General features: G+C 73.6%; 21 protein-coding genes and 2 pseudogenes. 8 read left to right on the forward strand and 15 right to left on the reverse strand.

Annotated elements, in window-relative coordinates:
* Positions 1–65 precede the first annotated feature (65 nt).
* Complete coding sequence (locus DRB89_RS43840) at positions 66–1,022, reverse strand: hypothetical protein (RefSeq protein WP_204357666.1); 957 nt, start codon at positions 1,020–1,022, stop codon at positions 66–68.
* Between the two features lie 274 nt (positions 1,023–1,296).
* On the opposite strand from DRB89_RS43840, the gene alc reads away from it, so the two are divergent.
* Entirely contained in the window at positions 1,297–2,436 is a 1,140-nt protein-coding gene (gene alc, locus DRB89_RS29870; RefSeq protein ID WP_112447687.1) for an allantoicase, read from the forward strand.
* A gap of 42 nt (positions 2,437–2,478) precedes the next feature.
* Here the strand turns inward: alc and DRB89_RS29875 are convergent, their stop codons facing one another.
* Complete coding sequence (locus tag DRB89_RS29875) at positions 2,479–2,889, reverse strand: organic hydroperoxide resistance protein (protein WP_112447686.1); 411 nt, start codon at positions 2,887–2,889, stop codon at positions 2,479–2,481.
* A gap of 128 nt (positions 2,890–3,017) precedes the next feature.
* Between DRB89_RS29875 and DRB89_RS29880 the strand changes: the two genes are divergently transcribed.
* Entirely contained in the window at positions 3,018–3,491 is a 474-nt protein-coding gene (locus DRB89_RS29880) for a MarR family transcriptional regulator (protein WP_112447685.1), read from the forward strand.
* Here DRB89_RS29880 and DRB89_RS29885 read toward each other — a convergent pair.
* The 5 genes from DRB89_RS29885 to DRB89_RS29910 form a co-directional block, all read right to left on the reverse strand.
* Positions 3,454–4,158, reverse strand: a complete 705-nt coding sequence (locus DRB89_RS29885) for a cytochrome b/b6 domain-containing protein (protein ID WP_112447684.1) — start codon at positions 4,156–4,158, stop codon at positions 3,454–3,456. The two genes, DRB89_RS29880 and DRB89_RS29885, sit on opposite strands and share 38 nt — an antisense overlap.
* Positions 4,142–4,807 (reverse strand): molybdopterin-dependent oxidoreductase, encoded by a 666-nt coding sequence (locus tag DRB89_RS29890; protein WP_112453272.1) that lies wholly within the window; start codon positions 4,805–4,807, stop codon positions 4,142–4,144. The genes DRB89_RS29885 and DRB89_RS29890 overlap by 17 nt, the downstream gene beginning before the upstream one ends.
* A gap of 283 nt (positions 4,808–5,090) precedes the next feature.
* A complete protein-coding gene (locus DRB89_RS29900) occupies positions 5,091–5,792 on the reverse strand; it encodes an NAD(P)-binding domain-containing protein (RefSeq protein ID WP_275432069.1) in 702 nt (233 codons plus the stop codon).
* Between the two features lie 134 nt (positions 5,793–5,926).
* The gene (locus DRB89_RS29905) at positions 5,927–7,288 is read right to left on the reverse strand and encodes an FAD-dependent oxidoreductase (protein WP_112463485.1); all 1,362 of its coding nucleotides are present in this window, start codon (positions 7,286–7,288) and stop codon (positions 5,927–5,929) included.
* Between the two features lie 104 nt (positions 7,289–7,392).
* Positions 7,393–7,722 (reverse strand): hypothetical protein, encoded by a 330-nt coding sequence (locus DRB89_RS29910; protein ID WP_239516389.1) that lies wholly within the window; start codon positions 7,720–7,722, stop codon positions 7,393–7,395.
* A 293-nt stretch (positions 7,723–8,015) separates the two neighbouring features.
* Here DRB89_RS29910 and DRB89_RS29915 point away from each other — a divergent pair, with 293 nt between their 5' ends.
* Positions 8,016–8,840 (forward strand): inositol monophosphatase family protein, encoded by an 825-nt coding sequence (locus DRB89_RS29915; protein ID WP_112451332.1) that lies wholly within the window; start codon positions 8,016–8,018, stop codon positions 8,838–8,840.
* Between the two features lie 109 nt (positions 8,841–8,949).
* Positions 8,950–10,371 (forward strand): NAD(P)/FAD-dependent oxidoreductase, encoded by a 1,422-nt coding sequence (locus DRB89_RS29920; RefSeq protein WP_112451333.1) that lies wholly within the window; start codon positions 8,950–8,952, stop codon positions 10,369–10,371.
* A gap of 43 nt (positions 10,372–10,414) precedes the next feature.
* Here the strand turns inward: DRB89_RS29920 and DRB89_RS29925 are convergent, their stop codons facing one another.
* The gene (locus tag DRB89_RS29925; RefSeq protein WP_239516390.1) at positions 10,415–11,128 is read right to left on the reverse strand and encodes a 4'-phosphopantetheinyl transferase superfamily protein; all 714 of its coding nucleotides are present in this window, start codon (positions 11,126–11,128) and stop codon (positions 10,415–10,417) included.
* On the opposite strand from DRB89_RS29925, the pseudogene DRB89_RS29930 reads away from it, so the two are divergent.
* The 4 genes and pseudogenes from DRB89_RS29930 to DRB89_RS29945 all read left to right on the forward strand — a co-directional run.
* Positions 11,116–12,468 (forward strand): annotated as a pseudogene (locus DRB89_RS29930) (MFS transporter); the annotation flags it as partial. The gene DRB89_RS29925 and the pseudogene DRB89_RS29930 sit on opposite strands and share 13 nt — an antisense overlap.
* Positions 12,469–12,557: 89 nt before the next feature.
* Entirely contained in the window at positions 12,558–14,705 is a 2,148-nt protein-coding gene (gene recQ, locus DRB89_RS29935) for a DNA helicase RecQ (protein ID WP_112451335.1), read from the forward strand.
* A 130-nt stretch (positions 14,706–14,835) separates the two neighbouring features.
* Entirely contained in the window at positions 14,836–16,896 is a 2,061-nt protein-coding gene (locus DRB89_RS29940) for a SpoIIE family protein phosphatase (protein WP_112451336.1), read from the forward strand.
* 47 nt (positions 16,897–16,943) lie between these two features.
* Positions 16,944–17,525, forward strand: a complete 582-nt coding sequence (locus tag DRB89_RS29945) for a GNAT family protein (protein WP_112451337.1) — start codon at positions 16,944–16,946, stop codon at positions 17,523–17,525.
* A 35-nt stretch (positions 17,526–17,560) separates the two neighbouring features.
* On the opposite strand, the gene DRB89_RS29950 is transcribed toward DRB89_RS29945, so the two are convergent.
* The 7 genes and pseudogenes from DRB89_RS29950 to DRB89_RS29980 all read right to left on the reverse strand — a co-directional run bounded on the left by DRB89_RS29950 (position 17,561) and on the right by DRB89_RS29980 (position 25,143).
* Positions 17,561–20,407 carry a SpoIIE family protein phosphatase gene (locus DRB89_RS29950; protein ID WP_112451338.1) on the reverse strand — a complete coding sequence of 949 codons (2,847 nt, stop codon included), beginning with the start codon at positions 20,405–20,407 and terminating at the stop codon, positions 17,561–17,563.
* Complete coding sequence (locus DRB89_RS29955) at positions 20,404–21,192, reverse strand: helix-turn-helix domain-containing protein (RefSeq protein ID WP_112463486.1); 789 nt, start codon at positions 21,190–21,192, stop codon at positions 20,404–20,406. The genes DRB89_RS29950 and DRB89_RS29955 overlap by 4 nt, the downstream gene beginning before the upstream one ends.
* Before the next feature lie 44 nt (positions 21,193–21,236).
* Positions 21,237–21,422 (reverse strand): annotated as a pseudogene (locus DRB89_RS45050) (hypothetical protein); the annotation flags it as partial.
* Between the two features lie 10 nt (positions 21,423–21,432).
* Positions 21,433–21,867: an Asp23/Gls24 family envelope stress response protein gene (locus DRB89_RS29965; RefSeq protein WP_112452826.1), complete on the reverse strand. Its 435-nt coding sequence runs from the start codon at positions 21,865–21,867 to the stop codon at positions 21,433–21,435.
* Positions 21,868–21,987: 120 nt separating this feature from the next.
* Positions 21,988–22,767, reverse strand: coding sequence for an enoyl-CoA hydratase/isomerase family protein (locus DRB89_RS29970; RefSeq protein ID WP_112463487.1), 780 nt, complete (start codon positions 22,765–22,767; stop codon positions 21,988–21,990).
* 171 nt (positions 22,768–22,938) lie between these two features.
* Positions 22,939–23,160: a helix-turn-helix domain-containing protein gene (locus tag DRB89_RS29975; RefSeq protein ID WP_204357858.1), complete on the reverse strand. Its 222-nt coding sequence runs from the start codon at positions 23,158–23,160 to the stop codon at positions 22,939–22,941.
* A gap of 384 nt (positions 23,161–23,544) precedes the next feature.
* Positions 23,545–25,143 carry an ABC-F family ATP-binding cassette domain-containing protein gene (locus DRB89_RS29980; protein ID WP_112451509.1) on the reverse strand — a complete coding sequence of 533 codons (1,599 nt, stop codon included), beginning with the start codon at positions 25,141–25,143 and terminating at the stop codon, positions 23,545–23,547.
* Between the last annotated feature and the right edge of the window lie 208 nt (positions 25,144–25,351).

Consider the following 25,351-nt stretch of genomic DNA (forward strand, 5'->3'; position numbering starts at 1 on the left):
GTCTGTGAAGGTGACGCTGCCCGCCGGGGTGCCGGCGAGGGGGTCGGCGGAGTCCACGGTCGCGGTCAGGGCGACGGCGTGACCGAACAGCGGTGTGGTGGTGTCCGCGGTGAGCGCGGTCGACGTCCCGTGCCGGAAGGAGAGGACGGCCTTGCCTTCGCCGCGCTGGACGCTGGCCGGCAGGGAGGCCGCGGAGACTCCGGCCTCGGCCGGGGCCGCGTGGCCGCTGCCGCCGCCACCGCCCGCGCCGTAGAGGTTGCCGGGGTTGCCGCCGCCGGAGCCGCCGCCACCGCCGAACCAGCCACCGCCTCCGCCACCGTTGCCGCCGTGGGCGCCGTTGCCCCCGGTGCCGCCGCTGCCCGGGTTGGGCAGGCTGGTGTTCTCGTCGATGCGCTCGCGTTGCCTCCCGGCCCGCCGAGCGGGGAGGTGCGGATCCCGGGGCCGGGCGCCGTCTGGGTACCGCCGGCGCCGTCGGCGCCGGAGCCCTCGGGTCCGCCGCCTTGGCCGCCGTTCCCGCCGGTCGGTCCGCCGCCGTCGCCGCCGCGCAGCAGGGGGCCGCCGTTGCCGGTGCCGCCGTTCCAGCCGACCGCGGTCCAGGAGTCCGGGTTGGTCTCCCCGTCCGCGGCCGCCTTCTGCCCGTAGTCGTGGCCGGCGTTGGTGAAGGTGCGGAAGGTGGGGAAGGAGGCGATCGGCTTGGGGCTGCCGACCTCCGCGGGCGTGGTGCGGGCGCCGCCCCCGAGGAGGCGGGTGCCGGCCGGGCAGGTGGCGGTGACGAGGCCGACCGTGGAGGCCGGGCCGGGGCCGGAGACCTTGTTCATCACCACCTGGGTGTGGTTGATCAGGCTGCTCGTGAAGCAGATGGCGTACGGGGTGGTGGAGAACGCGGCGTCCACCGCGCCCCCGCTGCCGCAGAGGCCGAGCCAGTGAGTCACGTCGGTGCCGACGACACCGGTCGAACCGGTGTACTCCGTACTGCCGTCGGGGCGCGGCGCGGTGCCGTTGACGTGCTTGCCGTTCGACACCGTGCCGGTGCCGATGGCCTGGTTGATCCCGCCGCCGGAGATGAGTCCGGTACCGCAGTCCGCGGGGGTGGAGATCTCCGCGAAGGTCGATCCGGGGCCCGAGGTGGCGCCGGGGGGACGCTCCGGGCGGGTCGCCCGACCTGCACCTTTCAGTGCTACTGAAAGGAAGGTTCGAAAACATTCGATGGACCTGGGCAGTTAGGAGGGGCGAGAGTCGAGGCACAGCACCAAGCACCCCAACTCCCTTACGAACCAAGGAAGAAGGTCTTCGCACATGCGCCCCACGACCACCGGAACCCATGCCGCCCCCTACGTCTCGGGCGACCCGTACGCCGACTACCGGGGAGCCGTCTTCCCCTTCTCCCACCTCACCGATCTCGCCGACCGCCGGCTCGGCGCGGGAGTCGTCGCCGCCAACGACGAGTTCTTCGCGGAGCGCGAGAACCTCCTGCTCCGCGCGCCGGCCGTCTTCGACGTCCACGACTACGGGAACAAGGGCAAGGTCATGGACGGTTGGGAGACCCGACGCCGACGCGGGGCGGGCGCGGACGAGCCGTTCCCGGCGGACTCCGACCACGACTGGGCACTGATCCGCCTCGGCGCACCGGGCATCATCCGCGGGATCGTCGTCGACACCGCGCACTTCCGCGGGAACTTTCCGCAGCAGGTGAGCGTGTGGGCCGCAGCTTTCGAAGGGACGCCCTCGGTCGCCGAGCTCCTCGAACGGGCGGACGCCTGGGAGGAGATCGTGCCGCGCACGGCGGTGCGCGGCCACGCCGCCAACGGCATCGCCGTCGGCTCCGGGCGCCGCTGGACGCACCTGCGGATCAACCAGCATCCCGACGGCGGCATCGCGCGCCTGCGGGTCCACGGCGAAGTGCTGCCCGATCCCGTGTGGCTGGCCCTGCTCGGCACGGTGGACGTGGCCTGCGTCGTCAACGGCGGCGTCGTGGAGCACGCCTCGGACGGCTTCTACTCCTCGCCCGGGAACACCGTCATGCCGGGGCTGTCCCAGAAGCAGGACGACGGCTGGGAGACGCGCCGGCGCCGCGACAAGGGCAACGACTGGATCGCGTACCGGCTGGCCGGGCAGTGCGAGATCCGCGCGGTGGAGGTGGACACGGCCAACCTGAAGGGGAACGCGGCCGGTTGGGTGTCACTGTCCGTCAGGGACGGCGAGGACGGCAAGGACGGCGCGGACGGCGGCTGGACGCAGGTCGTCCCGCCCACCCGGCTGCAGCCCGACAGCCCGCACCGGCTGCCGCTCGCGGCGCCGGTGCTCGCCACCCACACCCGGCTCGACGTCCACCCGGACGGCGGGATCGCCAGGCTGCGCCTGCACGGGAACCTGACGAACGCCGGAGCGGCCGCGCTCACCGCCCGCGCCGCTCGTGCGTCGGGCACGGCGGGGTGAGGGTGGGCGCGGTCGCTCCGGCGGCACCGGGAAGGGGCCTTACTACTCGACGACGAGCTCGACGGGGATGTTGCCGCGGGTGGCCCGGGAGTAGGGGCAGACCTCGTGGGCCTGCTTGACCAGCAGGCTGCCGGTCTCGCCGGCCAGGGAGTCGGGGAGCTCCACGCGCAGGACGACGGCCAGCCCGAAGCCCGCGCCGTCCTTGCCGATGGAGACCTCCGCGGTGACCGAGACCTCGCTGGTGTCGACCTTGGCCTGCCGGCCGACCAGGCCGAGGGCGCTGGCGAAGCAGGCGGAGTACCCGGCGGCGAAGAGCTGCTCGGGGTTGGTGCCCAGGCCGTTCCCGCCGAGGGCCGGGGGCATGGCCAGCGCGAGGTCGATCTGGCCGTCGGAGCTGACGGCGCGGCCTTCGCGGCCGTTGGCGGTGGCGACAGCGGTGTAGATCGCGTCCATCTCGGGTGTTCCTCTCACAGGGCGGAGGCGGGGCCGTCGGTCGTCGGCCCTGCCCCATCAATATTGCACACAATTAAGTTGTGCACAATTCAGTTGCCGCCACGACACCCCCGAGTACACTGGCTCCCATGACCGAGCAGCTCCCCGCCACCCACCCCGACCAGGACTTCCTGCGCCTCGACGGCCAGATCTGCTTCGCGCTCGGCGCGGCGAACCGCGCCTTCGGAGGCCTCTACCGCGTGGTCCTGAAGGACCTCGGGCTGACCTATCCGCAGTACCTGGTGATGCTCGTCCTGTGGGAGCACGGGGAGATGCCGGTCAAGGAGCTCGGCCGGCACCTGCGGCTCGACTCGGGAACACTGTCCCCGCTGCTCAAGCGGCTGGAGGCGGCCGGACTGATCTCCCGCGAGCGCAGCGCCGAGGACGAGCGGTCCGTGCACGCGCGACTCACCGGCGAGGGGGTCGCCCTGCGGGCCCGAGCCGTCGAGGTGCCCCGGCGCATCGCCGTCGCGACCGGCTTCGAGCTCGGCGAGATCAAGGACCTGCAGGAGCGCCTGCGGCGGCTCACCGCCGCCCTGGACGCGGCGGTTCCGCAGGAGTAGCGGGGGCCTCCCCCGCCGCGGGCGGCGGCCGCCACAGCGGGTGCTCGCGGCGCGCCCAGTCGGCGGCCACCGAGCCCGTGCGCATGCCGCGCCGGGCTTCCGGGTCGGCCAGCGCCTTCATGACGTGCCCGGCGACGGCCGCGGCCAGTGCGAGGGCCAGCCAGTCGTGGACGAAGGTCGCACCGGTCCGCCAGGGCAGCGGGGCCAGCCCGGTGAACCACATCAGCAGGCCCGTGCCGAGCATGACCAGGGCGGCACCGGCGCTCCAGCTCGCGTAGAGCTTCTGCCCGGCGTTGAACTTGCCCGCCGGGCGGGCCTCCTGGCGTGCGTCCCGGCGCAGCGCGGAGCGCAGCCAGGTCCGGTCGTGCGGGCCGAAGCGGTTCAGCCGACGCAGATCGGCGCGGAAGGCCCGGGAGGCGAGCCCCAGCAGGGCCGGGGCCGGGATCAGCAGTCCGGACCATTCGTGCAGGGTGACCACGAGGTGGCGGCGGCCCACGAGTTCGGCCAGGGGCGGCAGGTAGAGGCAGCCCGCGGTCGCCAGGCACAGCCCCGCCAGGGCGGCGGTGCAGCGGTGGATCCAGCGCTCGGCGGGAGTGAACCGGCCGACCCGGCCGGGCCGGCCGGGCCGGTTCGCGACGCGGCCGGGGTGTTCAGACCGTGGGGGCATCGTCGCGTCCGTTCGATCTGCCGACCCAGGCGTCGACGTCGTAGCCGAGTTCCTCCCAGTAGCCGGGGCGGACGTCCTGGGTGAGGGTGATGCCCGACAGCCACTTCGCCGACTTGTAGAAGTACATCGGTGCCACGTAGAGGCGGACCGGGCCGCCGTGCGCGTGGCCGAGGGGCGCGTCCCGCATCCGCAGGGCGACCATCACGTCGTCCCGGCGGGCCTGCGGCAGCGTGAGGCTCTCGGTGTAGGTGCCGTCGAAGCAGGTGAAGCGGATCGCACGGGCCTCGGGGCGGACCCCGGCGGCGTCCAGGAGCAGGGTGAGCGGGACCCCCTCGAAGGGCGTGCCGGGCACCCGCCAGCCGGTCACGCACTGCACGTCGCGCACGACACGGGTCTGGGGCAGGGCCCGGAGCGCGTCGAGGGTGTACGAGCCCGGCCGCTCGACCAGGCCGTCGACGGTCAGCCGGTAGTCCCCCGGGCCCCGTTCGGGGACCGAGGAGGCGACGGAGTAGTAGCGGAACCCGCCGGCGCCGGGCAGCAGTCCGGTCAGGCCGGTGGGGTCCGAGGCGGCGGCCCGGCCCAGTACCGCGTCGAACGCGGACTGGAGCCGGGGCGCCGCGGCCAGGCCGAGGGCTCCGAGCCCGACCATGCCGAGGACCAGCCGACGGCCGACGGGAGCGCCCCGTCCGTCGGGGTCCACGGAGGGGTCGACGAAGGGGTCCACGGAGGGGTCGACGAAGGGGTCCACGGAGGGGTCGACGGAACCGCCGGGATCGAAGGAGCCGCCGGGGTCCGCTTCCTGTTCTGTGGTCACAGGGCGATTCGACCACCGGCCGGACCCCCGCGGCCAGGGGTCGCGGGGGTCCGTCAGACTTCCGTCACACCTCGCCGTGCGCCGACGACGGGCGCCGGCACCGCGGATCAGCCGCGGATCAGCCGCGGAAATCGTCCGGGCGGACCGGCGAGGCCTCGGCGAGCGCTTTGGCGACGGCCGCGACGCCCTCCCGCAGGCCGTAGACGGGGGTGCCGGGCTGCTGGCGCCAGGAGTCGTCGAGGCCGCCGGCGTCGACGGTGTCGAAGCCGAGCTCGTCGATGAGGGCCCGTACGGTCTTCTTCGCCGCCTCGTCGTCACCGGCGACGGGCAGGGCCTGCCGGTCGGGGTGGCCCGCTTCGAGCGGGCGCTCCAGGATGTCCTGGGCGTAGGTGCCGTTGAAGGCCTTGACCACGGGATGCCCGAGGTGGCTCTCGGTCCAGCGGCTCTCGGTGAGGCCCTCGTCCTCGATGCCGGCGATCCGGCCGTCGCGCTGCCGCGGGTAGTAGTTCCCGGTGTCGATGACGGCGAAGCCGGGGGCCGCCCCGTCGAAGAGGCCGGCGGGCAGGTCGGGCACGTTCTTCAGGGGGACGGTCACGACCACGACCTCGGCGCCGCGCGCCGCCTGCGCGACGGTGACCGGGGTGGCGCCCGTCTCCTCGGCGAGGCCGGTCAGGGTCTGCGGGCCGCGCGAGTTGGCGACGGCCACGTCGTGCCCGAGGGCGGCGAGCCGGCGGGTGAGGTTGCCGCCGATGTTGCCCGCGCCGATGATGCCGATCTTCATGAGCTCTCCCGTGCGTCCTGGGGGTTCGGGTGTCGCGATGGTCCGAACCTCCCCCGGGCGCCGGGCATTCCGCCGCGGCCCGGCGGATCCCGCCCGCCCTCCGTTCGGGGGACCCGTACGCACGGGCGTCCGGGTGGTGTCCGCACCCGGCGGAACCACCCGGACCTCGGGGTTTACGCCCCGCTCGCCTTGAGCATTTCCTCGCGCTCGACGAGCTTCACGCGCTCGCGGCCCTGCGGCTCGCCCAGCGCCTTCTCGGCGGCGTCCAGCTTGTACCAGCCCTCCCACGTCGTGAAGCGGATCTCCCGGCCCGAGAGGAAGGCCTCGACGGCCTCCGGCTCCGGGGTGGCGGGGGTCCGCAGACGGCCTTCGGCGTGGTCGGCGAGCAGGTTCGAGACCGTCTCGTTGGCGTCGCCCTTGGTGTGGCCGATCAGACCGATCGGACCGCGGCGGATCCAGCCGGTGACGTACGTCGACGCGAGGTGCGCACCCGCTTCGATGACGCGGCCGCCCTCGTCCGGGACCGTGCCGGAAGCGACGTCCCACGGCAGCTTGGGCAGTTCGTCGGAGAGGTAGCCGACGGCGCGGTAGACGGACTGCACGTCCCAGTCGGTGAACTGGCCGGTGCCCTTGACGTTGCCGGTGCCGTCGAGCTCGGTGCGCTCGGTGCGCAGTCCGACGACCTTGCCGTCCTCGCCGAGGATCTCGGACGGGGACTCGAAGAAGTGCAGGAAGAGCTTGTGCGGGCGGTCGCCGATGTCGCGGATCGCCCAGTTCTCCAGGGTCTTGGCGACCATGTCCGCCTGCTTGTTGGAGCGGCGGGTGGTGATCGAGCCCTCGTCGTAGTCGATGTCCTCGGGGTTGACGATGACCTCGATGTTCGGCGAGTGGTCCAGCTCGCGCAGCTCCATCGGGCTGAACTTGGCCTGCGCGGGGCCGCGGCGGCCGAAGACGTGGACCTCGAGCGCCTTGTTGGCCTTGAGGCCGTCGTGGACGTTCGCGGGTATCTCCGTCGGCAGCAGCTCGTCGGCGGTCTTGGCGAGGATGCGGGCCACGTCGAGGGCGACGTTGCCGACGCCGAGGACGGCGACCTTCTCCGCCTCCAGGGGCCAGGTGCGCGGTACGTCGGGGTGCCCGTCGTACCAGGAGACGAAGTCCGCGGCGCCGTGGGAGCCGTCGAGCTCGACGCCCGGGATGGTGAGCTCACGGTCGGCGGTGGCACCCGTGGAGAAGATCACGGCGTCGTAGAACGAGTGCAGCTCGTCGAGGCTGATGTCGTTCGGATAGTCGACGTTGCCGAAGAGACGGACCTGCGGCTTGTCGAGCACCTGGTGGAGGGCGGTGATGATGCCCTTGATGCGCGGGTGGTCGGGCGCGACGCCGTACCGGATCAGACCGAAGGGCGCCGGCATCCGCTCGAACAGGTCGATGGACACACCCGGCTCGGTGGCCGCCTCGGACTTCAGCAGGGCGTCGGCGGCGTAGATGCCGGCGGGGCCGGCACCGACGATTGCTACCCGCAGGGGGCGAGGCATGTCTGGTTCCCTTCGAACGACGAATTGACTCGATCAAGGGAACACTAAACTGAGGCAAGCCTAACCCAGAACCCACCCCCTACTTATGCCCCTATAACCCGGGCTTATGGCTTACCCAAGCCGGGCTTGGGGGCGGAGCGGGCCCCGCGTGCCGCGAGCTGACCCTGGAGGAACGCGTCCGTATCGGGTGAATACGGTCCGCCGTGGTCGAAGAGCAGCTCCGTGATCCGCAGCCACTCCGCGGTGGCGGCGCGGGTGGCGTCATCGCCGCCCTGCGGATCGCCCCTGACCTCCTCGGCGGCCCGTTCGGCTGCCTCCAGCGCCTCGGCGGCCTCGTGGTGGGTCAGTCCGGCGGCCTCCTCCCGCACCCGGGCGCGGGCGGCGCGCTCCGCGTCGGAGGGGACGTGCGGCTCGTTCGCGGCGTCGTCGGTCATCGCGTTTCCGCCTCGGCTTTCCGTGGGTCTGGGGCTGGATTCAGGGCTGGGCGTGGGGAAAGGGAAGGGGAAAGGGCGAGGCCAGGGGGGCCCGGCCGGTCTAGCACGGGCGGCGGGAGGTCACCAGGAGGTGGACCGGGTTCCGGTCGGCGACGGGCCGGATCGCGGTCCTCGGTGGGGCCGGGGCAGCGGGCCGCAGGCCCCGGGCCCGTTCACCCGCAGTCCACCCCGGCGGCGGCGATCCGCCGGGTTTGTCGGTGGGGATTGTCAGCCGGTCGTGCTTTGCTGGAGGCATGATCGATGAATTCCTCGCCCGTGACCTGTCCGCCGTCGACGAGGCCGTCCGCAAGGCGGCGGCGATCGAGATCATGCCGAGATTCCGCCAGCTCGCCGACCACGAGGTGGACCAGAAGAGCGGTCCGCACGACCTGGTGACCGATGCCGACCGCAAGGCCGAGGAGTACCTCACGGCCGCCCTGACCAGGCTGCTGCCCGGGTCCGCCGTGGTCGGCGAGGAAGCGGTGCACGCGGACCCGGGGGTGTACGGGGCGCTGCGCGAAGACGCCCCGGTGTGGATCGTGGACCCGGTCGACGGGACCCGGCAGTTCGTGCACGGCGACCCGGCGTTCTGCACGCTGGTCGCGCTCGCGCACCGCGGGGAGATACTCGCCTCCTGGACCTTCGCCCCGGCGCTGGAGGAGATGTCCACGGCGGTGCGCGGCCAGGGCGCCTACGTCAACGGGGTGCGGATCCACAGCGGTTCGCCGGAGCCGGGCGCCGACCTGCGGGTCGCCACCGCCCACCCGCTGTACACCTCCGAGGAGGACCGGCGGAACCTGGCGCGCCTCGAGGTGCCCGGAATCGCGGCCCGTCCGTGCGGCTCGGCGGGGCTGGAGTACCTGCGGGTGGCCCGGGGCGAGATGGACGGCCTGGCCTTCACCTGGCCGTCGGCCTGGGACCACGCGGCCGGGCTGCTGCTCGTCGCCGAGGCCGGCGGCGCGCAGAGCACCGTCGACCGGGTCCCCTTCCGGGTGGACCGGGACAACGCGCTGCCGTTCGCGGTCGGCCGGGACGAGGCCACGGCGGTGCGGATCCGGGAGCTGCTGCGGGGCGAGTGAGCACCCGGCTGCGCCCAGGGCGAACGGAGTTGGCGCGGATCGCGGATCCCGCCCCTGGACAGGCGCAATACCCTGGGGGCGGTGGCGCCGCCGGACGAAGGAGTCGCAAGTGCCGTCGATTCTCGATGCGGTCGTGGTGGGGGCCGGGCCCAATGGGCTGACGGCCGCCGTCGAACTGGCCCGGCGCGGCTTCTCGGTGGCCGTCTTCGAAGCCGCCGACACCGTCGGCGGCGGGGCGCGGACCGAGGAGCTGACCCTCCCCGGCTTCCGGCACGACCCCTGCTCGGCGGTGCACCCGCTGGGTGCCGGCTCGCCGGTCTTCGCCACCATGCCGCTGAAGCGGTACGGGCTGGAGTGGCTGCACGCCCCGCTGCCCATGGCGCACCCCTTCGACGACGGCACGGCGGCCGTGCTCTCCCGCTCGGTGGCGCAGACGGCGGCCTCCTTCGGGCCGCGCGACGCGGGCACCTACCGGCGGCTGGTGGATCCCTTCCTGGGCAAGTGGGACTCCCTGGCCCGGGACTTCATGTCGCTGCCGAGCACCGCGCTGCCCCGGGACCCGCTCACCCTGGCCCGCTTCGGGCTCGTCGGCCTGCCGCCGTCCACCTGGCTGCTGCGCCGCTTCGAGGACGAGCGGGCCCGCGCGCTGTTCGCCGGGCTCGTCGCGCACGTCATCTCCCCGCTCGGCGGGATCGGGACCGGCGCCGTCGGGCTGGTCTTCGCGCTCGCCGCGCACGCGAACGGCTGGCCGATGCCGCGCGGCGGCTCGCAGTCGCTCTCGGACGCCCTCGCCGGGTACCTGCGCGACCTCGGCGGCACGATCCACACCGGGTTCGAGGTCAAGAGGCTCGACGACCTCCCGCCGGCCCGGGCGTACGTCTTCGACACCTCGCCGACCGCGCTGGCCCGCATCGCGCGCCTGGGCCGCGTGTACGACGGCTACCGCTACGGCGCCTCCGTGTTCAAGATCGACTACGCCCTGGACGGGCCCGTCCCCTGGACGGCCGAGGAGCCGCGCCGGGCCGGGACGGTCCAGATCGGCCCGCGCACCCGCGACATCGACGCCGCCCTGCAGCTGGCCTCCGGCGGGCGGGCCCCGCGCACTCCCTTCCTCATCACCGCCCAGCCCAGCCTGGTCGACCCCGGCCGGGCGCCCGAGGGCAAGCACGTGTTCTGGGCGTACGGACACGTCCCCGCGGGCTGGGACGGCGACCTGACCGACGCCGTCGAGCGGCAGCTGGAGCGCTTCGCCCCGGGCTTCCGTGACCTCGTCCTCGCCCGCGCCACGGCCGGCCCGCCGCAGCTCGCCGCCCGCAACCCCAACTACGTCGGCGGCGACATCGCCTGCGGCGCGGCGTCCGGGCTCCAGCTCCTCCTGCGGCCCCGGCTCACCCTGTCCCCGTACACGACGGCGCACCCGGCCGTGTTCCTCTGCTCCTCGGCCACCCCGCCCGGCCCCGGTGTGCACGGCATGTCGGGCCACAACGCGGCCAAGGCCGTCTGGCGCCACCTGCGGAGGAAGAGCTCCTGATCCCGCGCGGCACACCCGTCCCGCGCACCACGCCCGTCGAGTCCTACGCGGAGTCCGGGGCGCGGACGGCGAGGGCCGCCGTGTATCCGGGCGGGGCGGGCAGGTCGGCCAGGGTCCAGCCGGGGACCGCGGCCGGGGTGTCCGCGGAGCCGACGTAGGGCTCCGCCAGCCCCAGTGCCAGGCCCGCCCCGGTGGCCTTGAGGCAGGCCTCCTTGCGGGTCCACACCCGGCCCAGCGCCGCGCGCCGGTCCGCCTCCGGGAGCGCGGTCAGTTCCGCGGTCTCCGCCGGGTGCAGGGTGGCCAGTACGTCGGCCGCGGCGGCCGCGCTCGGCACCTCCTCCACGTCGACCCCGACCGGCACCCCGGCGAAGGCGAGGTAGGCCAGGTCGCCGCTGTGCGAGAGGGAGAAGTGCGGGGCGCCCCCGGCCACGGCGGGCCGCCCGTGCGGGCCGCCGCAGCACGGGCACGTCTCGCGGACCAGCACCACCTCCGCCGGGTCCAGCCCGAGGTGGCCGCCGAGCAGCACCCGCAGCCCCACGTGCGAGGCCACGTAGCGGCGCCGGTCCTCCGTTCGCAGGAACTTCCCGGCCCGCGCCCGCTCGCCGGCGTCCAGCATCGCGGGCGCCCCGGTGACCGGGTACCCGCCGACGAGGTCGCGGGTGGTGTCCAGAGCCCACACCGCCACGTCCGAACCCGCGGACGGCGTCCGGATCCGAGGAGCGTCGCTGCCGAGGCGGTTCACGTCGTATGTACCCACCCGGTGAGCCTAAACGTCTTCGGGGCTTCCCCATTTCGGAAAACGCATTCCATTATCTGGCCATGATCGTTGAACCGCCGGCCCTGGAGCAGCCCGCCGCCCGCCCCGTGCGGGAGCTGCTGACCCACAGGCCCTACTGGACCTGGACCCTCATCGTCCAGCTCGTCAACGCGCCCGCCCTGATGGCGGCCATCGCGTTCGCGGGGCTCACCGCCGTGAGCACGGGCGCCGCCAAGGACGGCGGCGTCATGGTCGCCTCGCTGATCCTGGCCGATGTCGGATCCTCGGCGCTCATCGGCAAGGTCGCGGACCGCACGCCGGGCCGCGCGCTGCCGGTGGCCTCCGCCGTGCTGGCGGCCCTCGGGCTGGCGTCCGTGGCCGTGGCCGCGGCCCTCGGCGCCCCGTTGCCGGTGCTGTGCGTCCTGTGCGCGGTCGCGGGCACCGGCCTCGGCGGCCTGGCCGGGCTCACCCGCGCGCTCCTCGACGCGGCCGTGCCGCAGCGACTGGTGGAGCGGGCCCTCGCGGTCAACGCCACCGTGATGGAGCTGCTCGTCGTCGGAGCCCCGCTGATCGCGGGGGCCGCGCTCCTGGTCCTCGGCTGGCCGGGCGGCGTGGCGGCGATGGCCGCGGGCGCCGCCGTACTCGCCCTCGTACTGGCCTTCGCGCGCGGGGCGGCCCGACCGGCGCTCAAGCGCGCCCCCGAAGGCGCCCCGGAAGGCGCCCACGAAGGCGCTCCCGAAGGCGCCCACGCCGAGGACGGCACGCCCGCGAAGCGCCGCGAACCGCTGTGGAACCTCGGATTCATCGCCTGGGTCGCGGTCGGCATCGCGTTCGGCCACACGCTCGGCGCCATCGAAACGGCCGCCCTTCCGCTGGCCCAGACCCTGGGCTCCGGCTCCTTCGGGGCCGGCACGATCATCGCGGTGCTCGCGGGCAGCAGCGCCCTCGCCGGAATCGGCTACGCCGTGCTCGCGGACCGGCTGCCCGGGGGACCGTCGGCGCGGGCGGGCGCCCTTCTCGGGGTGGTGGCGCTCGCGGCCGTCGGCGCGGGACGGGCGGACGGCTGGCCCGCCCTGACCGCCGTCGTGATCGCCGCCGGGCTGTGCACCGCCCCGCTGAACGCGATCCGTTCGTACGCGGTCGAGAAGACCATCCCCGTACACCGGCGCTCCGAGGGATTCGGCTGGCTCTACACCACGGGAGCCTGCGGGTTCGCCGCGAGCGGTCTGGGACTGACCGTGCTGCCGCTGGACGTCGCGCTCACCGCGCCCGCGGTGAGCGCCCTGGCGGCCCTCGCCCTGCTGGCCGTGTCCGGGGTGCGGAGCCGGCGCGCGGCCTGACCCCGGATCCGGGATCCCGCATCCCGCATCCCGCCTCCCGGATCCCGGATCCGGGAGGGAGTGTCCTTGCGGGTCGCTAGGCTTCTGGGATGACCTCCTCGCAAGCAGCCGCCGAAAGCCCCGACGCCCTCCAGGTGCTCCACCGCGTCTTCGGGTACGACTCCTTCCGCGGCGAGCAGCAGCAGATCATCGAGCACGTCGTCGACGGCGGCGACGCCCTGGTGCTGATGCCCACCGGCGGCGGAAAATCGCTCTGCTACCAGATCCCGGCGCTGGTCAGAGCAGGTACCGGCGTGGTGATCTCACCGCTGATCGCTCTGATGCAGGACCAGGTGGACGCGCTCAACGCGCTCGGGGTCCGGGCCGGATTCCTCAACTCGACCCAAGGCGCCGACGAGCGGCGCGCGGTGGAGCAGGCCTTCATCGCGGGCGAGCTCGACCTGCTCTACCTGGCTCCCGAGCGGCTGCGCACCGAGGGTACGCAGCGCCTGCTGGACCGGGGCACGGTCTCGCTCTTCGCCATCGACGAGGCGCACTGCGTCGCCCAGTGGGGCCACGACTTCCGGCCCGACTACCTCGCCCTGTCGATGCTGCACGAGCGCTGGCCGAAGGTGCCGCGCATCGCGCTGACCGCGACCGCCACCGAGGCGACGCACGCGGAGATCGCGGCGCGCCTGGCCCTGGGGGAGGCCCGCCATTTCGTGGCCGGCTTCGACCGGCCGAACATCCAGTACCGGATCGTCGCGAAGAACAACCCGGTCAAGCAGCTGCTGGAGCTGATCCGGGCCGAGCACCCCGGCGACGCCGGCGTCGTGTACTGCCTCTCGCGGGCTTCCGTGGAGAAGACGGCCGCCGCGCTGGTGGAGCAGGGCATCGACGCCGTGGCGTACCACGCCGGAATGGACTCCCGCACGCGTGCGGCGAACCAGGCGCGCTTCCTGCGGGAGGACGGGGTCGTGGTGGTGGCCACGATCGCGTTCGGCATGGGCATCGACAAGCCGGACGTGCGCTTCGTGGCGCACCTGGACCTGCCGAAGTCGGTCGAGGGCTACTACCAGGAGACCGGCAGGGCCGGGCGCGACGGGGAGCCGGCCACGGCGTGGCTGGCGTACGGCCTCCAGGACGTGGTGCAGCAGCGCAAGATGATCGAGGGCTCGGAGGGCGACGAGGCGCACCGCCGCTCCCTGGCCGGGCACCTCGAGGCGATGCTCGCGCTGTGCGAGACGGTCGGCTGCCGCCGGGTGCGGCTGCTGGCGTACTTCGGGCAGACGGGCGCGCCCGACTGCGGCAACTGCGACACCTGCCTGACGCCGGCCGAGTCCTGGGACGGGACGGTCGCCTCGCAGAAGCTGCTGTCCACGGTGTGGCGGCTGGCCAAGGAGCGGCGGCAGAAGTTCGGCGCCGGGCAGATCGTCGACATCCTCCAGGGCAAGAAGACGGCCAAGGTCATCCAGTTCGACCACGACGGGCTCTCGGTGTTCGGCATCGGGTCGGACCTGAGCACCGCGGAATGGCGCGGGGTGGTTCGGCAGCTGCTGGCGCTCGGGCTGCTGGCGGTGGAAGGCGACTACGGGACGCTGGTGCTGACGGAGGCCAGCGGCGAGGTCCTCGGGGGCCGGCGGAGCGTCCCGATGCGCAAGGAGGCGGTGCCGGCCGCGGGCTCGTCCCGCAAGGAGTCCGGCGGATCGCGCTCCGGGAAGGGCGCGCGGGTCCCGGTCGACCTGCCGGCGGCCGCCGTGCCGGTCTTCGAGGCCCTGCGGGCGTGGCGCGCCGAGACCGCGCGGGAGCAGGGGGTGCCGGCGTACGTCGTCTTCCACGACGCGACGCTGCGGGAGATCGCGACGCGGGTGCCCGCCACGGTCGACGAGCTGGGCACGATCAGTGGTGTCGGCGAGGCGAAGCTGGCCAAGTACGCCGAGGGCATCCTGCTGACCCTGGGCGAGACGGACGCCGCGCCCGCGGCCGGGACGGGCGAGGCGCCCCCGAGCGCCGTGCCCGCCGCCGCTGCGAGGCCCACTGCTGCGAGGCCCGCCCCTGCGAGCTCCGCCGCTGCGAGCCCCGCGCCCGTGACCACCGCGCCCGCCCCCGCGAGCGCCGTGCCCGTCGCCGTGCCCGCGCAGGCCGCCGACCGGCCGGTCCCGGTCGCGGCGGGCGTGAGCCGGGCTCCGCAGGGGGAGGAGTCGCTCTTCGGTCCGGGGGACGAGGAGATGGACCCGCCCTGGGACGACTGGGAGTAGCCCGCCCGGCGCGGCCGCGGTGCGCCGGGGACGGCCCGTACCCCGACCGGACCCGACGCAGCGCCGGTGCACGATGCCTCGGATAGGGTGAATCGGTAGGAATCGGGCCCCCCGGGGTGAGGTCGGCGCATTGGACACGTACCAAGAGACGAGCGGGGTACCGGACCAGCCGGCGGCTGCGGTCGGGTACGCCGGCGTCCTGAGCGAGCTGCTGCCGATCGCCCTGTGGCGGGAGGACGCCGACGGGCGGATCGTCGAGTGGTCGCTCGCCGCCCAGGACCTGCTCGGCCACCGCCCCGAGGACATCCTCGGCCGGTTCGGCAGCTCCGTGCTCGTCCCCGACGCCAACCACGAGCTCGCCGCGCAGCTGACCCGCCGGGTCCAGGCCGGGGAGACCGTCGTCGGCACCCTGCCCGTGCGCCACCGCGACGGCCACCGCGTCCCGATGGAGATGTGGATCCTGCCCGCCCCCGACCCGCAGGGGCGCACCGGGGCCATGCTCATCGCGGTGGAGACCTCCGAGGTCCTGCGGATGCGCGATTCGCTCGCCGCGCTGCAGAGCCTGTTCACCCAGTCGCCCATCGGCCTCGGCACGCTCGGTCCCGACCTGCGCTTCCTGCGCGTGAACGACGCCCTCGCCCGGATGAACGGGGTGCCCGCCGCCGAGCACGTCGGCAAACGGCTCACCGAGGTCGTGCCCGGGGTCAACGCGGCCGCGCTGGAGCGGCTCATGCGCAAGGTGCTGGAGTGCGGCTCCGCCGTCGTCGACGTCCGCCGCACCGGTCGCACCCCCGCCGACCCCGACCACGACCGGACCTGGTCCTGCTCGTACGCCCCGCTGCTCGACGGATCCGGCCGCCGGCTCGGGCTGATCGCCTCCCTCATCGACATCACCGACGGGCAGCGCGCCCAGGCGGAGGCGGAGCGGGCGCGCAGCCGGTTCGCCCTGCTCTCCGAGGCAGGCACCCGCATCGGCACCACGCTCGACCTCGGGCAGACCGCCCGGGAGCTCGCGGAGGTGCTGGTTCCGCAGCTCACGGACTCGGCCGACGTACAGCTCCTGGAAGCCGTACTGGACCCGGACGAGGCCGCCGCCTCCACCCGGGGCGTGCTGCGCCGCCTAGCGGCCCTCTTCCCCGACCCGGCCGCGCCCACCGCCAAACTGATCGCCGGGCAGACCTTCCAGATCCCGGCGCACACCGCCTATGAGCAGGTCATCACCGACGGCCAGCCCATGAACCTCTACACGGCCGACATCCCGGCCCTGATCAAGGACCCGCGGGCGGCCGCGCTGCGCGCGTACCTGGCCACCCTCGGCTGCGCCCGGATGGTCCCCCTGGTGGCCCGCGGCCGGGTCCTCGGGGTGGTCGTGGTGACCCGGGTGCGGGGGCGCGAGCCCTTCGACCACGAGGACTGCGTGCTGATCGACGAGGTGGTCGCCCGGGCGGCCCTCAACATCGACAACGCCCGGATGTACACCACCCAGCGCGCGGCGGCCCTGACCCTGCAGCGCAGCCTCACCAACAACGCGCTGCCGCAGGTCAAGGGCCTGGAGCTGACCGGCCGCTACCTGCCGGCCAGCGACCACGACGTCGGCGGCGACTGGTTCGACGTGATCGAGCTGCCGGACGGCCGGACCGGCCTGGTGATCGGAGACGTGATGGGCCACGGCATCCACGCGGCCGCGGTCATGGGCCAGCTGCGCACGGCGGTACGGACGCTGGCGCGGCACCAGGTGACCCCGGAGGAGATGCTGCGCTCGCTCGACGCGGTGGTGGCCGACCTCGGCGAGGACGAGATGGCCACCTGCGTCTACGCCGTCCACGACCCGGCGACGGGCGCGTGCGTCATCGCCCGGGCCGGACACCCGCCGCCGGCCGTCGTCACGGCGTCCGGGACCGTGGCCTTCCTGGAGGGCCCGCCGGGGACCCCGCTGGGCACGGGTGGCCGGGAGTTCCGCACCGAGGAGGTGCTGCTGCCCCCGGGGAGCCTGCTGGTGCTGTACACGGACGGCCTGATCGAGGCCCGCGACCGGGACCTGGACGAGGGGATGGCCGGGCTGGCGGACGCGCTCAGGGGCGCCGGCGAGCCGCTGGAGGCCCTGTGCGAGGACATCCTGGCCCGGCTGCTGCCGGAGGCCCCGCAGGACGACGTGGCGGTCCTGCTCGCCCGGACCCTCGATTTGACATAGTGCAATAAATCTTTGTGCCTAGCGCAATGGGTGGCTATCGTTCTCCCATGTCCGCGAAGCTGCCCCGCCCGGTCGTCCTGACCGGCCGCCACGTCCGTCTCGAGCCCCTGACCAGGAGCCATCTCCCCGACCTGTACGTGGCCGGCGGCCGCGACGAAGAGGTCTGGCGCTGGCAGGGCGGCCCCGCGCCGCAGACCCAGGAGGAACTCGGCGAACGGCTCGACGACGTCCTTCAGGGCGACTACCTGCCCTTCGCCGTCATCCACCTCGAAACCGGCCGGGCCATCGGCTGGACCACCTACCTCGACATCAGCCCGGCGAACGAGCGGCTCGAGATCGGCTGGACCTGGTACGGCCGCGCGCACTGGCGCAGCGCGGTCAACACCGAGACGAAGCTGCTCCTGCTCACCCACGCCTTCGAAGACCTCGGCATGGGCCGGGTGCAGTTGAAGACCGACCACCTCAACACCCGCTCGCAGGCCGCCATCGCCCGCCTCGGCGCCCGCCGCGAAGGTGTCCTGCGCCGCCACCGCCGCAGGCCGGACGGCACCTGGCGCGACAGCGTGTACTTCTCCCTGCTGGCCGAAGAATGGCCCGAGGCAAAGACCCGCCTGTCGGCCCGCCTCTGAGCCGGCCGTTCAGCGCGCAGGGGGCGCTTCCGCCGCTACCAGGCCAGGTCTTCCAGGGCGTCCAGGTCCAGGGGCGGGGGGAGTGGTTCCGCGGTGGCCGTCAGGGGGAGTTCGGCCCAGATGACCTTGCCGCGCTCGGTGTAGCGGGTGCCCCAGCGCTCCGCGTACTGGGCGACGAGGAACAGGCCGCGGCCGCCCTCGTCCGTCGTGGCCGCGTACCGCAGGTGCGGGGAGGTGCTGCTGCCGTCGGCGACCTCGCAGATCAGGGTCCGGTCGCGGAGCAGCCGGACCCGGACGGGCGCGGTCCCGTAGCGGATGGCGTTGGTGATCAGCTCGCTGAGGATCAGCTCCGCGGTGAAGGAGATGTCCTCCAGGCCCCACTCGGCCAGCTGCGCGGCCCCCGCGCGGCGGACCCGCGAGACGTCCGAGGGATCGGGGAGCACCTCCCACTCGGCGATCCGGTCGGCCGGCAGCCGCCGGGTGTCGGCGATGAGCAGGGCGATGTCGTCGCTGGGCACCGGGAACAGCAGTGCGGCCAGTACGTCGGCACAGGCCTGGTCGGGGCTGCGGCCGGGCCGCGACAGGGTCTCGGTCAGCATGCCGAGCCCGGTGTCGAAGTCCCGGTCGCGGTCCTCCAGCAGGCCGTCGGTGAACAGCACGAGCCGGCTGCCCTCGGACAGGTCCACCCCGACGGCCTCGAAGGGCATCCCGCCGACGCCCAGCGGCAGCCCGATCGGCAGCTCGGGGTACGCGACCCGGCCGTCGGGGCCGACCAGCGCCGGGCCCGGGTGGCCGGCGCTGGCCATGGAGCAGTGGCCGGACACCGGGTCGTAGACCGCGTAGAGGCAGGTGGCGCCGGTGACGCCGGAGCCCGACGGGTCGCCCCCGTCGCCGTCGCCCGCCGCGGCGGACTCGTCCTGGTCGATCCGGTCGATCAGCTCGTCCAGGTGTCCCAGCAGCTCGTCGGGCGGCAGGTCGAGGGTGGAGAAGTTGTGCACGGCGGTCCGCAGCCGGCCCATCGTGGCGGCGGCGTGCACCCCGTGCCCGACCACGTCGCCGACGACCAGCGCCACCCGGGCCCCGGCCAGCGGGATCACGTCGAACCAGTCCCCGCCCACCCCCGCCTTCGCGGGCAGGTAGCGGAACGCCACGTCCACGGCGCTCAGGTCCGGCAACACCCGGGGCAGCAGGCTGCGCTGGAGGGTCACGGCCACCGCGTGCTCGCGCGTGAAGCGGCGGGCGTTGTCGATGGACACGGCGGCCCGCGCGGCCAGCTCCTCCGCGAAGGAGAGGTCCTCCTCGTCGAAGGCCTCGGGGGTGTCCGCCCGCCAGAAGTTGGCCATCCCCAGGACCACGCCACGGGCCTGGAGCGGTACGGAGATCAGCGAGTGGAGGCCGTAGTCCAGGGCGACCCGGGTGCCGTCCTGGTCCTGGGCCCGCCAGCCGAAGGCGGCGTTCAGGTCCGCCGCCAGGACCGCCCGCCCGGCGTCCAGGGCCGCCGACATCGGCGCCGTCGGCACCACGAAGCGGATGACGTCGCCGACGGGCTGCAGCGGCGAGTCGGCGCGCACCCCGCAGATCGCGGCCCGGAGCATCTCGGTGTGCGCGCCCGCGCTCGGCTCCTCGCCGCGCGGCACCGGCTCCAGCAGCTCGACGGTGACGAAGTCGGCGAAGCGCGGGACGGCGACCTCGGACAGCTCCTCGGCGGTGCGCACCACGTCGAGGGTGGTCCCGATGCGCACGCCGGCGTCGTAGAGCAGCTGGAGGCGGTCGCGGGCCACCGCGGCCCGGCCGGAGAGCGCGGCGAGCTCGGTGGAGTCGCGCAGGGTCATGACGCTGCCCGAGGGGCGGCCGCCGTACGGCGTGGTCGGCCGCACGTTGACGGCGAGCAGCCGGTCGCCCGCCCGGTGCACCTCGTCGGTGGCGATCCGCCCCGAGGCCAGCAGGGCCGCCGTGCGCGGATCGAGGCCGAGGTCGCGGACGTGCCGCTGCTCGGCGTCGGGCGGCAGGTCGAGCAGGCGCCGGGCCTCGTCGTTGGCGAGGATGAGCCGGCCCTCGGTGTCGATGATCAGGACGCCCTCGCGGACGGCGTGCAGAACCGCCTCGTGGTGTTCGTTCATCCGGGTCATCTCGGCCTCGCCCAGCCCCCGCGTCTGGCGCCGCAGCCGGCGGCTGACCAGGGCGGCGCCGCCGGTGCCCAGCAGCAGGGCGCCGGCCGCCGCGCCGAGGAGCAGGGGCAGCTGGTCCTCCACCACGTCGCCGACGTTGGTGACCTCGATGCCGGTGGCGACCAGGCCGACGACCCTGCCCGCGGAGTCCCGTACGGGGACCACGGCGCGGACCACGTCGCTCGGCTTGCCCTTGAAGGTCTCGGTGAAGGACTCTCCGGCCACCGCCCGGGAGAGGTCGCCGGTGGCGCGCTGCCCGACCAGCTCGGGCCGGGAGTCGGTGTAACGGACCCCGTCCGTGGTCATGACGGCGATGAAGTCGACGCCCGAGGCCCGGCGGGCGCCCTCGGCCAGGGGCTGGAGCTCGGCGGTGGGATCGGCCGACCTCAGGGAGGCCGGCAGGCCGGGGGCGTGGGCGAAGGCCTCGGCGGCCGCGAGGGAGCGGTTGCGGGCGTCGCGCCGGCCGTCGTAGCGGGCCTGGAAGAAGAGCGCCGTGGTGGCGGCGGTGATGAGCACCAGGACGATGACGGCCTGGAGGGCGAAGACCTGGCCGGCCACGCTGCGCGCGCCGAGGGAGAGTTTCGCGAACGACCGGGAGAAGGGGCGTGCCAGTCGGCGCGTGAACCGGCGCGCGCGCCCCTCAGCGGGTCCGGCGGGGGACCCGTCGTCGGGCGCCCCTTCAGAGCCCCTGGGCAGGCCAAAACGTCCGGTCATGAGCCATTTCTAACACTGTCCGACGGGTTTGGGGGAGGCTCCGCCGCGGTAGCCGCCGCACGGTAGGCGCGGGGGCTCGTGCCGACGTACGCGGCGAAGTGCTGGCGGAAGGTGACCTCGCTGGCGAATCCGGCGCGCCGGGCCACCTCGGGGACCGGATGGTCGGTGCGCTCCAGGAGTTTGCGGGCTTCGTCCAGACGGTGGCGCAGCAGCCATTTGTGCGGGGTGGTGCCGGTCGCTGCGGCGAAGTGCCGGGCGAAGGAGCGCGGCGACATCCCGGCCCACCGGGCCAGGGTGGACACGTCCAGCGCCTCGTGCAGCCGCCCCAGCGCCCGCTCCCGTACGGCGGCCAGCGTCTCGGCGGTCCGGTCGGCGGCCGGGGTCGGGCGGTCCAGGTACTGGGCGTGGTCCCCGGTGCGGAAGGGGCCCGTCACCATCGAGCGGGCGATGGCCGCGGCGGCCTCGGATCCGTGGGCCTCGCGGACCAGGTGGAGGCAGAGGTCGATGCCCGAGGCGACCCCGGCGGAGGTCCACACCCCGTCGTCCTCGACGTAGAGCGGGGTCTCCTCGACGCGTACGGAGGGATGCCGGCCGGCCAGCGTCGGGGCCAGCGCCCAGTGGGTCACCGCCCGGCGGCCCGCCAGCAGCCCGGCCTCGGCGAGGATGAACGCGCCGGCGCACAGGGCGGCCACCGGTATGCCCCGGGCGTGCGCGTCCCGCAGGGCCGCGAGGACCGGCTCGGGCGTCGGATCGCCGGGGCGGGCCAGGGCCCGGCTCCGATACACGACCGACGGGTCGTCCGAAGCGTCAGGTGTGTATAAGGGCGAGGGCGGGGGCGGTCGCGATCCCGGGGGCGGAAGAAGTCGCCGGGTTCCAGGTCTCCGTCGAGGAACCGCCCGACGACGAAGCCGATGGCGCCGAGCGCCGCCACCAGCAGGAAGGCCCCGAATCCGCCGAAGTAGCCGGCGAACCCCAGTGCCATGCCGGCCACCAGGCCGACGACCGCCATGCTCATGCGGGCTCCTCTACTGCAGTCGGGACTCCGGCTCCTCGTCGTCCTCGTCGGGCAGCTTCACGTCGCTGACCGCGATGTTGACCTCGACGACCTCCAGGCCGGTCATCCGCTCCACCGCCGAGACGACGTTCTCACGGACGGCCCGGGCGACGTCGCGGATCGACACGCCGTAGTCCACGACGATCTCCAGATCGAGGGCGGTCTGCACCTCGCCGACCTCCGCCTTCACGCCCCGGCTGACGGCGGACTTGGACCCGCCGGGGACGCGGTCGCGGACGGCGCCGAAGGTACGGGACAGGCCGCTGCCACTGCCCATGGCGTGGACTCCGACGACCTCGCGGGCGGCCAGGCCGGCGATCTTCTCGACCACCCCGTCGGCGATGCTCGTCCGGCCCCGGTCGCCGGGAGGCTTGGCGGCGGCGCCGCCGGAAGCGGATTCGGTCATGTCGGGTCCCTTCGCGCGGGTGGGCTCCCGACCACGGTAAGGCGGCGACCGCCCCACCGCGCGGCTCCCGCCCCCACGCGGCCCCGTCACCCACCCGACCGAGCCCCGGCGGGGATGCGCCTAGTCCGAGAGGCCTGCCAGGTCGCGGAGGCGGCGGGCCTGGGCCGCGCGCTCCGCCGCGCGCGGGTCGTCGTACGTGCGCGAGCCCGCGTCCCGGAGCAGCGCCTTGACCTGGATCACCGCGTCCCGCGGCGGAGCCAGCAGCGCCGTGGTGAGGTCCTGGACCGCCGCGTCGAGTTCCCCGGCCGGGACGACCAGGTTCGCGAGACCCACCCGCTCGGCCTCCTCGGCGTGCACGAAGCGGCCCGTCGCGCAGATCTCGAGCGCGCGGGCATAGCCGACCAGCGAGGTCAGCGGCTGGGTGCCCCCGAGGTCGGGGACCAGGCCCAGCCCGGTCTCGCGCATGGCGAACTGCACGTCGTCCGCGACGACGCGCAGATCGCACGCGAGGGCAAGCTGGAATCCGGCACCGATCGCGTGCCCCTGAACCGCGGCCACGGAGATGATGTCGTTGCGCCGCCACCAGGTGAATGCCTCCTGGTACTCGGCGATGGTGGAGTCGAGCAGTTCCTGCGAACCGCGCGCCAGGTCAAGGAAGGACGGCTCGCCCTCGAAGCCTTCGGGGGTGAATGCCTGCCGGTCGAGCCCTGCGGAGAAGGACTTGCCTTCGCCGCGCAGCACGACGACCCGGACGGTGCCCGGCAACGACCGTCCGGCCTCCGTCAACGCCCGCCAGAGCGCGGGGGATTGAGCGTTTCGCTTGGCCGGATTGGTCAATGTCACCGTGGCGACCGTCTCGTCGACGGTGAGCCGTACGCCGTCCTTGTCGAGCAGAGCCATCTGTATGCCTCCGGTGGGTTGTGCGGTCGGTCGGCCGTGATCTCGGCCTAAGTGACTGCACAGTAACCACCCGGCCGGCCATGGAGCCGACCGGGGGTCACCGAAGGACGGTGGAGCTGGAACCGTGAAGCTGAATACGGAAAAACCCTTGGAACCAAACGGAACCGATGGTCAGGCCGTAGCCGCCTTCTTGCCGCGCGTCGCGCCACCGCGACCACGCAGCGTGACTCCGGACTCGCTGAGCATCCGATGGACGAATCCGTAGGACCGGCCGGTAGATTCGGCCAGCGCCCGGATACTCGCACCGGAGTCGTACTGCTTCTTCAGGTCTGCCGCGAGCTTGTCGCGCGCGGCGCCGGTTACCCGGCTGCCCTTCTTCAGAGTTTCGGCCACCCGTGCCTCCTCATGGGAAGTGCGCTCTGGACTTCTCATGATCACCCCTCCCCGCCTTCCTGGCCACCCATTCAGCAAGGTCGGTACGACGGCATTTCTCGCGCGGTGGACACACGAGCAGAACGGAATCTTCTCTTCCGCTGCATGACCTCCGTCACATTTCTGCGCCCTCCGGATGAATCACCAGGTCAGGGGCCGGACCGGGAAAACAAAAGACCCCGGTCTCGCATCCGTGAGGGTGCGGCCGGGGCCGTTGTCGAGCGCGGGGCGGTACGAGACCGTCTCACTCAGATGATGGATCACGCCTGAGCCGAATGATCCATAAGGAACTGGATCACCCCGGCGCGGACGGGGAAGCGGGAGACGAGCGGAGTCCCGAGCGGCTCAGGCGAGCGACACGAGGTCCCGGTAGTCCGGGCCCCACAGGTCCTCGACGCCGTCCGGGAGCAAGATGATCCGCTCCGGCTCCAGCGCCTCGACGGCGCCCTCGTCGTGCGTGACGAGGATGACGGCGCCCTTGTACGTCCGCAGCGCGCCCAGGATCTCCTCGCGGCTCGCCGGGTCGAGGTTGTTCGTGGGCTCGTCGAGCAGCAGCACGTTCGCCGAGGAGACGACCAGGGTGGCCAGGGCGAGGCGGGTCTTCTCGCCGCCGGACAGGACGCCGGCCGGCTTGTCCACGTCGTCGCCGGAGAAGAGGAAGGAGCCGAGCGTCTTGCGTACGGCGACCAGGTCCAGGTCCGGCGCCGAGGAGCGCATGTTCTCCAGGACGCTCCGCTCCGGGTCCAGGGTCTCGTGCTCCTGGGCGTAGTAGCCGAGCTTGAGGCCGTGGCCGGGGACGACCGTGCCGGTGTCGGGCTTCTCGGTGCCCGAGAGCAGGCGCAGCAGCGTGGTCTTGCCGGCGCCGTTGAGGCCGAGGATGACGACGCGGGAGCCCTTGTCGATGGCCAGGTCGACGTCGGTGAAGATCTCCAGCGAGCCGTAGGACTTCGACAGGCCCTCGGCGGTCAGCGGGGTCTTGCCGCAGGGCGCCGGGTCCGGGAAGCGCAGCTTGGCGACCTTGTCGGAGACCCGGACGGCGTCCAGGCCGGCGAGCAGCCGGTCGGCGCGCTTGGCCATGTTCTGCGCGGCGACCGTCTTGGTGGCCTTGGCGCGCATCTTGTCGGCCTGCGAGTTCAGCGCCGCGGCCTTCTTCTCCGCGTTCTGGCGCTCGCGCTTGCGGCGCTTCTCGTCGGCCTCGCGCTGCTGCTGGTAGAGCTTCCAGCCCATGTTGTAGACGTCGATCTGGGCGCGGTTGGCGTCCAGGTAGAAGACCTTGTTGACGACCGTCTCGACCAGGTCGACGTCGTGGGAGATCACGATGAAGCCGCCGCGGTAGTTCTTCAGGTAGTCGCGCAGCCACACGATCGAGTCGGCGTCGAGGTGGTTGGTCGGCTCGTCGAGGAGCAGGGTGTCGGCGTCCGAGAAGAGGATCCGGGCGAGCTCGACGCGGCGGCGCTGACCGCCGGAGAGGGTGTGCAGCGGCTGGCCGAGCACCCGGTCGGGCAGGCCGAGGGCGGCCGAGATGGTCGCGGCCTCGGACTCGGCGGCGTAACCGCCCTTGGTGAGGAACTCGGTCTCCTGGCGCTCGTACTGGCGCAGCGCCTTCTCGCGGGTGGCGCCGGCGCCGGAGGAGATGCGCTCCTCGTTCATCCGCATCTTCTTGAGCAGGACGTCGAGGCCGCGCGCGGAGAGGATCCGGTCGCTGGCCAGGACGTCGAGGTCGCCGGTGCGGGGGTCCTGCGGGAGGTAGCCGACCTCGCCCGAGCGGGCGATGCTGCCGCCGGCCGGCGTTCCCTCGCCCGCGAGGCACTTGGTGAGGGTGGTCTTGCCGGCTCCGTTGCGGCCGACGAGGCCGATCCGGTCGCCCTTGGCGATGCGGAAGGAAGCGTTCTCGATGAGGATGCGGGCGCCGGCGCGCAGCTCGATGCCGGTGGCGGTGATCACGGAAATACTCCAGGGCGGGTCGGGACGGCGGAAGGGGGGCAGGACGCGATGCTTCGACGCCGCTAATCCGCGAGGAGATTTGCCATGGGAGTCATTCTACCGGGGCTGCGCAACTACTTTCCGGGCCGTCCGCCCCGCCCCGTGTCCCCCGTTCGGCCCAGGGGCCGCGCCGCCCGGCCGAAGGGCGTATCAGGATGAACGGGTTGAT

Source organism: Streptomyces sp. ICC4 (assembly GCF_003287915.1).
Taxonomy (GTDB): Bacteria; Actinomycetota; Actinomycetes; order Streptomycetales; family Streptomycetaceae; genus Streptomyces; species Streptomyces tritrimontium.

What these genes read in the sequence shown, in the direction of transcription:
- alc (WP_112447687.1), top strand. Translation starts at nt 1,297, where the DNA reads ATGCGCCCCACGACCACCGGAACCCATGCCGCCCCCTACGTCTCGGGC.
- DRB89_RS29875 (WP_112447686.1), bottom strand. Translation starts at nt 2,889, where the DNA reads ATGGACGCGATCTACACCGCTGTCGCCACCGCCAACGGCCGCGAAGGC.
- DRB89_RS29880 (WP_112447685.1), top strand. Translation starts at nt 3,018, where the DNA reads ATGACCGAGCAGCTCCCCGCCACCCACCCCGACCAGGACTTCCTGCGC.
- DRB89_RS29885 (WP_112447684.1), bottom strand. Translation starts at nt 4,158, where the DNA reads ATGCCCCCACGGTCTGAACACCCCGGCCGCGTCGCGAACCGGCCCGGC.
- DRB89_RS29890 (WP_112453272.1), bottom strand. Translation starts at nt 4,807, where the DNA reads ATGGTCGGGCTCGGAGCCCTCGGCCTGGCCGCGGCGCCCCGGCTCCAG.
- DRB89_RS29905 (WP_112463485.1), bottom strand. Translation starts at nt 7,288, where the DNA reads ATGCCTCGCCCCCTGCGGGTAGCAATCGTCGGTGCCGGCCCCGCCGGC.
- DRB89_RS29910 (WP_239516389.1), bottom strand. Translation starts at nt 7,722, where the DNA reads ATGACCGACGACGCCGCGAACGAGCCGCACGTCCCCTCCGACGCGGAG.
- DRB89_RS29915 (WP_112451332.1), top strand. Translation starts at nt 8,016, where the DNA reads ATGATCGATGAATTCCTCGCCCGTGACCTGTCCGCCGTCGACGAGGCC.
- recQ (WP_112451335.1), top strand. Translation starts at nt 12,558, where the DNA reads ATGACCTCCTCGCAAGCAGCCGCCGAAAGCCCCGACGCCCTCCAGGTG.
- DRB89_RS29945 (WP_112451337.1), top strand. Translation starts at nt 16,944, where the DNA reads ATGTCCGCGAAGCTGCCCCGCCCGGTCGTCCTGACCGGCCGCCACGTC.
- DRB89_RS29950 (WP_112451338.1), bottom strand. Translation starts at nt 20,407, where the DNA reads ATGACCGGACGTTTTGGCCTGCCCAGGGGCTCTGAAGGGGCGCCCGAC.
- DRB89_RS29965 (WP_112452826.1), bottom strand. Translation starts at nt 21,867, where the DNA reads ATGACCGAATCCGCTTCCGGCGGCGCCGCCGCCAAGCCTCCCGGCGAC.
- DRB89_RS29970 (WP_112463487.1), bottom strand. Translation starts at nt 22,767, where the DNA reads ATGGCTCTGCTCGACAAGGACGGCGTACGGCTCACCGTCGACGAGACG.